This window comes from Oligoflexus sp., from assembly GCF_035638955.1.
GTDB lineage: Bacteria > Bdellovibrionota_B > Oligoflexia > Oligoflexales > Oligoflexaceae > Oligoflexus.
The window spans coordinates 1-9113 of the sequence record NZ_DASQYZ010000046.1 but is presented as its reverse complement, the minus strand read 5'-3'; the positions used below and the strand labels follow the sequence as shown (position 1 = coordinate 9113).

7 protein-coding genes and 2 pseudogenes are annotated in these 9113 nt (G+C 52.2%); 6 read left to right on the top strand and 3 right to left on the bottom strand.

Annotated features, from left to right (window positions below; translation table 11 throughout):
• The 3 genes and pseudogenes from VE954_RS04410 to VE954_RS04400 form a co-directional block, all read left to right on the top strand.
• Positions 1–327: pseudogene (locus tag VE954_RS04410) on the top strand (hypothetical protein); the annotation flags it as partial.
• Positions 328–331: 4 nt separating this feature from the next.
• Positions 332–1594: a paraquat-inducible protein A gene (locus tag VE954_RS04405; protein ID WP_324950062.1), complete on the top strand. Its 1263-nt coding sequence runs from the start codon at positions 332–334 to the stop codon at positions 1592–1594.
• Positions 1595–1613: 19 nt separating this feature from the next.
• Positions 1614–1871, top strand: coding sequence for a hypothetical protein (locus VE954_RS04400; RefSeq protein WP_324950060.1), 258 nt, complete (start codon positions 1614–1616; stop codon positions 1869–1871).
• A gap of 61 nt (positions 1872–1932) precedes the next feature.
• Here the strand turns inward: VE954_RS04400 and VE954_RS04395 are convergent.
• Together VE954_RS04395 and VE954_RS04390 are read right to left on the bottom strand one after the other, a co-directional pair.
• A pseudogene (locus VE954_RS04395) lies at positions 1933–4316 on the bottom strand (arylsulfatase).
• Between the two features lie 179 nt (positions 4317–4495).
• The gene (locus VE954_RS04390; RefSeq protein WP_324950058.1) at positions 4496–4690 is read right to left on the bottom strand and encodes a hypothetical protein; all 195 of its coding nucleotides are present in this window, start codon (positions 4688–4690) and stop codon (positions 4496–4498) included.
• Between the two features lie 488 nt (positions 4691–5178).
• On the opposite strand from VE954_RS04390, the gene VE954_RS04385 reads away from it, so the two are divergent.
• The 3 genes from VE954_RS04385 (at position 5179) to VE954_RS04375 (ending at position 8221) form a co-directional block, all read left to right on the top strand.
• On the top strand, positions 5179–5433 hold the full coding sequence (locus VE954_RS04385) for a hypothetical protein (protein WP_324950056.1): 255 nt from the start codon (positions 5179–5181) through the stop codon (positions 5431–5433).
• A gap of 164 nt (positions 5434–5597) precedes the next feature.
• Complete coding sequence (locus VE954_RS04380; protein WP_324950054.1) at positions 5598–6734, top strand: RAD55 family ATPase; 1137 nt, start codon at positions 5598–5600, stop codon at positions 6732–6734.
• Entirely contained in the window at positions 6647–8221 is a 1575-nt protein-coding gene (locus tag VE954_RS04375) for a response regulator (protein WP_324950052.1), read from the top strand. The genes VE954_RS04380 and VE954_RS04375 overlap by 88 nt, the downstream gene beginning before the upstream one ends.
• A gap of 215 nt (positions 8222–8436) precedes the next feature.
• Here VE954_RS04375 and VE954_RS04370 read toward each other — a convergent pair.
• On the bottom strand, positions 8437–9113 hold a 677-nt coding region (locus VE954_RS04370; RefSeq protein WP_324950051.1), incomplete at its 5' end, for a hypothetical protein.

Genomic DNA, 9113 nt, shown 5'->3' with positions numbered 1-9113 from the left:
CGTCTTCCCTGGAGAGATCGGGAAAAAGGCCGAGTAAGCCTCAGCAAGAGCCCTGGTGCCCGACCGGCCAGGGAAGCGCTGAACGCCCGAAGGCCAGGAATCTCCATCCATAGCCCCTGGCTTGGGTGGAGAGGTTTAATCGCATCCCATGGAAATCTTCGTGGGGCCTGGGATGGTGACCGGCTGGCTCAAGTCCTGTCGAACATAGTCGCGAATGCAATTCAGTACGGGTCAGCAGATAAAATTATCAGTGTGGATGCGCGAGACAGCCATCTCCCCGAACGCGATGAAAACATCAAATTACCTAGCCCCGGAGTCATGTATTAAAACCGTGAAATTGATTCTTTCTGTCATCTTAGCCGCAGCCTGCTTGCTTTTGTGTCAGCAAATCATTGTCAACTCCATGGCCAACCAGCAAAACAAGCAGGATTTCGCAGAGGTTCGCCATATCAAATATGGCCTTTTCAGCATCAATGAATGGAAAAGGCAGCTGGCGCTCATCATCGCCGACGAACTCACCAAGCTCAATTTGAGCAATGCCAACGAGATTGAGCTTAAGAAGCACGTGGAATTGCAACTCAACGGGCTCATTGACAACGTGGAAGCCAAAATCAAGAAGGCTAACAAAGGAACGGTCTCAGGCTGGATGAAGCAGTCCGTTATCAATGCTGTGGTTGACATGAAAGATATCAAAGACGGCATCCCTAGCTATGCCGACGCCATCATCGTGCAAATGACCAAAGTGAAGACCGAGAAACTTTTAAAGGCGGCTTTGGCGAAGCGGGTCAAGGAGTACTTTGACCAAACATTTGAAAAGCAGGACCTGGATGTGCTTAATAGTATTCTTGTTCGGACGAACACCCCAGACATAGACGTTGCGCGAATCAAGCTCGCTGAGGAAATTGAAAAGAATCAGGCGCTCATATTCCAACAAACGTGGCTCTTTATCTTCATCGCGTCCCTGCAGTTCATTATATGCGGGTTTGGTAAAAGAATTTTGCCCGCACCCCAATACCTGCTCCTGCTGCTCACGCTTGCCGCTCTTCTGGTGGCGGGCGTCGCAACACCGATGATCGATATGGAAGCGAAAATTTCGGCGATGAGATTTACCCTTTTGGATCACCCTATCAGTTTCGAAAACCAAGTGCTGTACTTTCAGACGAAGAGCATTCTGGACGTCTTTTGGATTATGATTACTCATGAAGACATACAGATGAAGGTGGTCGGCATTTTGATGGTCCTATTCAGTGTGGTCTTTCCAATTTTCAAGATGCTTTCTTCGCTCTTTTACTATTACGATTTCCATCGCGCCCGCGCGAATAAGTGGATTCAGTTTTTCGTCTTGAAGTCTGGAAAATGGTCCATGACTGACGTCCTGATTGTTGCTATATTCATGGCCTATATCGGATTCAACGGAATCATTACGAGTCAGTTTGGGAATCTGCAGACGACTGGCCAGGAAATTGTTATTTTGACGACCAACGGGACGTCGTTACAGCCCGGATTTTACATGTTTTTGACCTATACAATGTTGGCGTTATTTTTGTCGGGTTTCTTGACCAGAGTCGTGCCAGAGCCTTCGCCTGATATGTAGACAATGTGTGGAGAAGCCAATGGAATCGAAAGCAAAGACTGCAATGTCGCTCACTGGGGCCGGTGCCTTGTGTGGAGGTCTGATCTCAACCTGGTTAGCCCCTAAGGCCATCTCCTGGTATTTTATGCCGCCAGCGCAGATGGGCTTCAATTGTGCCGAGCCCATATCCTGGGCTTTAGCCAAGCTGCAAGTCGCACAAGCGTTTGGTATCATCGCCGGTGCCGTGGCGGGAGCGGTGCTGTTCTATATCTATACCAAGCGTCGAAAAGTGAGTTGAGGCTTTGAGCGTACTGCACGTCGCTCAGATGACGGCGTGCACGTTTACTGTCATCTCTAGGCTATTGCCTTGCCATGGCCATTCTGGTGAAGGCCTCCCTTTGCTCGTCGGTGTCCTCAATCATGCTTCCGGACAAATCCGCCGTTACATAATCGATGTTGCCAGTGAACGCGAAGTGACCTTGATAGGCTCGCGAAACTGGTGAGCCTGGATTACGTCCGACGGTCATACCGCTGCCAGGCCCAATAATCAAAGGAGTGGTGTAGGGAAGTTCGATCTCGCCTACCAATTCTTCGTTGATGTAGAGTTGAGCGTGACCGGGAGCTCCCTTACCTTTGGCGATGTCTGGTTTGCCAGTTTGCTCAAACTCGTAACGAAGTTTTGATTTTCCCTCCGGCACATCTTTCTGGGAGGCAACATGAAATTCCTGGGCACCCACGTAGTTCAGCACATAATGAAGCTTTTGGTCTTTCATGAATAGGCTATAGCCACCGTTGCTGCCGCCGTGGCAGATCAGGACGCCCTCGGCTCCGCCCTGCGGAATCTCAACTTCGGCCGTGAGGCTGTGGTTGCGATTGAGCAGATTCGCGGCGACGTTTTCCGGTATCGACTGAGTGCCTGGATAATAGCGGAAAGTTTTCCGGTCCTTCGAAACCTGCGGACGCCTCTCAGCGAGTCGAGCCGTAAGTCTGCTGTCAATGGGGAAAACGTGATACTTACCCGCCTCTGCGTACCATAGTGCGATCATCTCAATGAGTTTGTCACGATGCGCCTCGGCCAGGTTTTTGGTTTCAGCTGGATCCTCATCAATGTTGTAGAGCTCCCAGTTCCGTGCATCAAGGTCCCGCAGCGTCTGCTCGGTCAAGGGCTGGCCCAAGGTTGCCTTGGCTGTAGCGAAGGACGGGCCTGGCCATGGACAGACAGCGCGCCAGCCATCATGATAAAGCGATCGATGCCCAAACATCTCGAAATACTGGGTGTGGTGCCTGTTGGGGGCCTTGCTATCTTCAAATGTGTAGAAAAAGCTTGTTCCTTCGATAGGAGACTGCGAGACGCCGCGAACCTGTGCAGGCGGTTCAATGCCGAGCGCTTCGAGAACAGTGGGTACCATATCGATAGCATGCGTGAATTGAGTGCGTATCTCCCCTTTGGCTTGAATGCCTTTTGGCCAGTGTACGATGAACGGATCGCAGGTCCCCCCTCGGTAGGTTTCGCGTTTCCAGCGACGGAAAGGTGTATTGCCTGCATACGTCCACCCCCAGGGATAGTGGTTGAAATATTTAGGGCCGCCTAGTTCGTCGAGCGCAGCAAGATTCTCCTTGAGATCGTCCTGCACGTTGTTGAAAAATTTCATCTCGTTGACGGAGCCATGGGGTCCGCCTTCCGAACTTGCTCCGTTGTCAGAGATCAACATGATCAAAGTGCTGTCAAGCTCGCCAATGCGGGCGAGCAAGTCCAAAAGTCGGCCAACATAATGATCCGTGTGCTCAAGAAACCCTACGTAGACCTCCATCATACGAGCGTAAAGCCTGCGCTCGTCAGCTGAGAGTTTCTTCCAGTCCTGGACGTCGGGGTCGCGCCCCGATAAAACTGTATGGGCGGGAATGATGCCAAGCTCTTTTTGTTTTGCGAACGTTTTTTCGCGATAAGCATCCCAACCATCGTCGAATTTTCCTTTATATTTGTCGATCCACTCCTTAGGTGCCTGATGAGGAGCATGCATGGCTCCCGTACAGAAATAGAGAAAGAACGGTTTTTCAGGCGCCAGCTGCTTGGCATCGGCAATCATGGAAGACGCTTTCTCCACAAGGTCGGCCGTCAGGTGATAGCCTTGCTCCGGCGTCTTCGGTGGCTCAACCTGATGATTATCGCAAACAAGTTCGGGGTAATATTGACTCGTGTCCCCACCCAGAAAACCGTAATAACGTTCGAATCCCCGCCCCAGCGGCCAACGGTCAAAGGGACCCGCGGCGCTGCACTGTTCGGCTGGGGTGAGGTGATATTTACCAATGGCATAAGTATTGTACCCTTGTGCCAGAAGTATCTCGGACAAGAGACCATTTTCGAAGGGAATATTGCCGTTATAACCTGGAAAACCGGTTGAGATTTCTGTGATGCAAGCCATGGCATTCGAATGATGATTGCGACCGGTAAGCATGCTCGATCTTGAAGGGGAGCAGAGTGCTGTCGTATGCATATTGGAATAGAGCAAACCATTTTGAGCGAGCTTTCGATGTTTGGCGTGCTGATAGGTGATCCATAGCAGCCCAGCTGCCCAAACCCTACATCATCCAGCACGATATAAATGACATTCGGCATACCCTTTTTGCTTCGTATGGGTGCTGGCCATGCGGCTTCGGATTCGCCAACGGTCCGACCTATAATGCCTGAAAATTGAGTACCGCTTTCATATTCCTTAGGGACGGAGTTTTCTTCTGAGTTCATGAAAATTTCCTCTTTCATAAGGCAATTGGAGTTTGCATTAAGCAAAAATCATTCAGGAATTGCGGTCCAAGGTCACGTTGGATCGCAATAGCAGCACGGGATTTAACTTTTAAGGAGCTCGTGCGCGTTCTTCCGCTTCGGGTTGGTTTCTGCCCACGGACCCTGGGGGTTCGCAGGGCTTAGGGGATGCTATGATTGGAGCCGGGCCTATACTTATTAAACTCAATAGCTTTTATCACCCTCGCCACCTGCACGAATCCAACGCAGCCAATAATAGTCGCACCGACCATAGTTCCATCGCCTTCGAAAAGAAGGCCTATGGCAGCAATGGCTGCGGGGATGCTGAGAAAGGCAAGACCAGAACCGATAGACATAGGCATGCTCCGTTCGAACAGGTGATGAGACCAGGCGGGTTTCTGGGACCTGAACCATTTGGTGAATGTGGTATCGTTGAGAGCCGCATTGTTCAGGTGGGACTATCACGGAAGCCTAAGGAAGGCAAAAGACCGATGGCTTCATGGAAGTCTTTTCGTTCTCGGGAGTGGCAAGCCTTGGTCGCGTCAGTCATCTGATGCTGCGATGCCCTTTTTCAAGTCAGGCAAAGGCCCAAAGATTGCATTCATGAGAACCGACCAAGAAGTTGTTATCCAGTGGCAAGTATCACGTATGTCATTATTCCAATGAAGCGGAACGCTTTGAAAAATACACGTCTAGTGAATGTCCGTCCAGAAGATCGATTTGGCGAGGGGGTGGCATTTTCCAGATGGACTTTTGTGATCAAAACCAGGATTTAGTTTGTTGTGACACAACAGATGAGGACCTTATCAAAGAAAGCCAAAAAAATGCGCAGGACCCACAATCCGTGGCTATGAAAAATCTAGCTCGGCAATTGCTTGTCATTGAAGGCAAAGGCACCAAAACCTTGGATGGAGCTTTTGATGACATGGTGCACATCTGCGAGAAGCTGCGTGCTCCTCTCGCAGAACTTACCGGCGTTGGTGGATATTCGGCTCTTTTGTCCCGCTCCTTGGCACTGGCCAAGGCCGAAGCCCCCTCGCTTGGAGTCGTAAGGGTCCGGTCGGACGGTATTTTGGAGAAACTCGATGGGTTCGAGTAATATCAGGCGAAACTGGTGGCTGAGAACGCTGACGTCGTTCTCCTAACACAATTACTGGAGCTGCTTGTGACGTTTATCGGAAAACCGATAACCGTGGGTCTTATACACCGTGCATGGCCGGAAGGCTCCTTCGAGAGCGATACTGTAATGACCGAGGGAGAATCATGAAGAAGCAAAAAGTGGCGATTCGGAAGCTGCCGACAGCCGTGCCAGGTCTCGACGAGATTCTAGGCGGCGGGTTGCCCGAGTATTCGTTTAACATCATTGCAGGCTCGCCCGGAGGCGGGAAGACGACACTCGTCCATCAAATCATGTTTGCCAATGCCACACCGGAACGCCCCGCCATTTTCTTCACCGTGTTGGGTGAGCCAGCTCTTAAGATGCTGCGCTACCAGCAGCAGTATGATTTTTTTGATCTGGAAAAAGTGGGAACCTCGGTCATATTTGTCAACCTCAGCCATCTTATGTTGAAAGGGGATTTGGACGCAGTCCTTGAGGCGATTGTAAAAAAGGTGGAGACCACCAGCCCCAGCATCGTAGTCGTCGATTCGTTTCGCGCAATGATGCGAATGGCAAACACCCCGTCTGGCAATCTGGACATCGAGTCGTTCATACAGCAGTTGGCTTTTCTCTTAACCAGTTGGCAAGCCACGACGTTCCTGATTGGAGAATATTCTGAGCAGGAGGTTCGTAACAACGCCGTCTTTACTATTGCCGACGGCCTCTTCTGGCTCTCTCAACACGTGGAGAGAAACTCGATCGTCCGCAAGCTGCAGATCATCAAGCTGCGTGGGCAAGCTTCCGTGCCCGGACTTCATACGTTTCGAATCACAGACGCTGGACTGCAAACTTTTCCGCGCACCTTCGGACTGACAAAAGACCAGGAGACGAATACCGAACGGCGGCGAATCTCCTGCGGCGTTGCCGAGCTGGATGTCATGATGGGCGGCGGCATTCCAGTGGGCGATAGCATGCTGGTGGCGGGACCCACAGGGTCAGGCAAATCGCTTTTAGGTTCCAATTTCATTGCCGAAGGCCTACGGCAGGGTGAGCCGGGAGTCATCGCCATCTTTGAGGAACGCCCAGGCCCGTACACGCGTCGGGCCGAAACCCTGGGAATGGAGTTCAAAAAGCCGATCAGCGAGAGCTTGCTCAAGATCCTTTACCTAGGCCCGACATTCTACGCCAATGCCACGACGGTTCACCCCAGCCCATGGTGGCCGTCGAAGGCGTCACGCACATCATGCGTTACGTTAACCCAGCATTTTCCAATCTGGTCGGCAAAAAGGCATCGGAGATGATGGGGCGCCCTTTCGCCCAAGCCGTGCCTGACGGTGATCGCAACGGTTGCCTGCCGCTTCTCGACCGCGTATTCCAGACGGGAAAGTCCGAAACGCTTCCGGAGCAGGAATCCAATCGTGGCCAGGCGCCGCCTCGTTACTGGAACTATTCGGTGTGGGCGGTCTTCGGCGTGGACGGGCATCCGGCTGGGGTGATGATTCAAGTGACGGATGCGAGCGAGACGGTTATTTTCCGAAACCAGGTCACGGAGGTCAACGAATCACTCGTGCGCTCGTCCGTAAGGCAGCACGAGCTTACGGAGACTGCTGAAAAACTTGCTGCAGAGTTGCACGCGGCCAACCAAACAAAAAGCTTTTTTCTCGCCGCGATGAGTCATGAAATCAGAACACCGCTCAATGCCATCATGGGTTGCACTGAGTTGCTCTGTCAGACGGATCTGACATCCGTTGATCGCTACGAATATGAAGGACGTATCAAGCGAAACGTCCAACTTGTCACGCGCCTGATTGCAGATATTCTCGATCTTACCAAGATCGAGGCCGGCAAGCTCGAAGTTGAAAAAATTGAGACCAATTTCCCTCAACTTATATCGGACGTCGAGATGGTTATGCGTCACACGGCCGAAGAAAAGGGTCTCACGTTTTCGATGCAAGCAGAAGACCCGTTGCCGGAGACGATCCTCACTGATCCGACGAGGCTTAAGCAGATCCTGACCAATGTCATCGGCAATGCTGTTAAATTTACTGCAGCAGGTGAGGTGAGCGTGACCGTCAAGCTTGAGCGGGTTAGTAAAATCCTTCGGATTGCTATAAGGGACACGGGTAAAGGCTTGGCCGAGGACCAGACAGCAAAGATCTTCGAACTGTTCACGCAGGCCGATGCCTCGACCACGCGTAACTTTGGGGGCACTGGACTCGGGCTTCATCTTGCCCGACGACTTGCGCGTTGCCTTGGCGGCGACATCGTGCTGGTCAAGAGCACCCCCGGCCTCGGCAGTGTGTTCGAGATTACAGTGGCGCTGGAGGGCGTGCATGACAAGGTTCGTCCCACCGAAGCTGTGCAACAGACGAAAATAAGCTCGTCCCGCCTTGAGGGGGCGAAAGTCCTTCTTGCCGATGATACGCTCGACAATCAATTTCTGGTGGCCAAATATCTGACCCGAGCCGGAGCCACAGTTGATGTCGCTGGCGACGGCGAAGAAGCCGTGACAATGGCACAGGCCGGGGATTATGATGTGGTTTTGATGGATATCCAGATGCCCAAGCTCGACGGCTACGAGGCTACCGCTCAGCTTCGCAAGGAAGGCTACGAACGTCCTATCGTGGCCCTGACGGCCCACGCCATGCGTGGAGAGAGGGAACGGTGTCGTCTTGCTGGATGCAATGACTACCTCACCAAGCCTGTAAAAATGCAGGAGCTTATAGAGATGGTGCGTCAAAAAGTTAGCGACGGTCGATTCAATGATGGGGCCTTTATTCATCACTGACCGAATGAAGAGACCGATCGCGATCAGCATCAATAAGGGCAATGCCTCTGGCTTAATGATGATTCAGTATGCAATTGATTGACGGGCGAACACGTTAATCAATCAAGTGACAGCGGGCCTTGAGTTGCTTGGAGAATTGGATCGACCTTCCTTGCACTCGAAATTGATGCGAATGCCGGCAAAGCCCCTGGCCCAAGGCCAAGGGGCAGGAGGGGTCAGAAGCTTTGGATGTCGAGGCGCAAGGGGATGCCGTTGACTTGACATTTCTGGTCTTTGACATCATTCAAGGACTGACCGGTCGCTTCGAAGACGAAGGTCTTGCTTTGCTTCCGTGAAATCACTCCATTTTCGGAAAGCACATGGTCAAAGAAGATTTCCTCGCCGATTTCCGATCCCGTGCTCGCATAAACAACCTTGGATCGGTCGACCAATGTGAAGGCAAAGGGACAGGCGACACGCCAGGTGAAGAGGTCGGCGTCGCTAGGATTGAAGAGTTCGACGACGGCCTTGGTGCTATTCATCGGGACGACGCGAACGTCCAAGGCGAAGTTCGAGAATTCCTCCCAAACGCTCAGCCAGTGGATGGCCTCGCCGGGAAGTTGTGCTTCGATAACGCCCATGCCCTTGTCATCGGCATAGGTTGTGACGGAGAACAGGCTCGATGAGCAGGCATGCGTCGGCGGGCCGACATTCGGCTTGACCCTGGGTTCGTAGGCGCTGATGGAGTCTTTGCCTGCTGTCACAGAACCATGGCAAACGACCTGAAACAGACTGACGTTGAGAAGTGGATGGACGACTTCGTCAGGGGTGGCACTCAGAACCTGAAGTCCAATGCCAAGGACCGTCTTTCTGAGCAGGAGAAGCAGATCTGTGAACTCCAGCAGGTGATTGG

What these genes read in the sequence shown, in the direction of transcription:
- VE954_RS04400 (WP_324950060.1), top strand. Translation starts at nt 1,614, where the DNA reads ATGGAATCGAAAGCAAAGACTGCAATGTCGCTCACTGGGGCCGGTGCC.
- VE954_RS04390 (WP_324950058.1), bottom strand. Translation starts at nt 4,690, where the DNA reads ATGTCTATCGGTTCTGGTCTTGCCTTTCTCAGCATCCCCGCAGCCATT.
- VE954_RS04380 (WP_324950054.1), top strand. Translation starts at nt 5,598, where the DNA reads ATGAAGAAGCAAAAAGTGGCGATTCGGAAGCTGCCGACAGCCGTGCCA.
- VE954_RS04375 (WP_324950052.1), top strand. Translation starts at nt 6,647, where the DNA reads ATGGTGGCCGTCGAAGGCGTCACGCACATCATGCGTTACGTTAACCCA.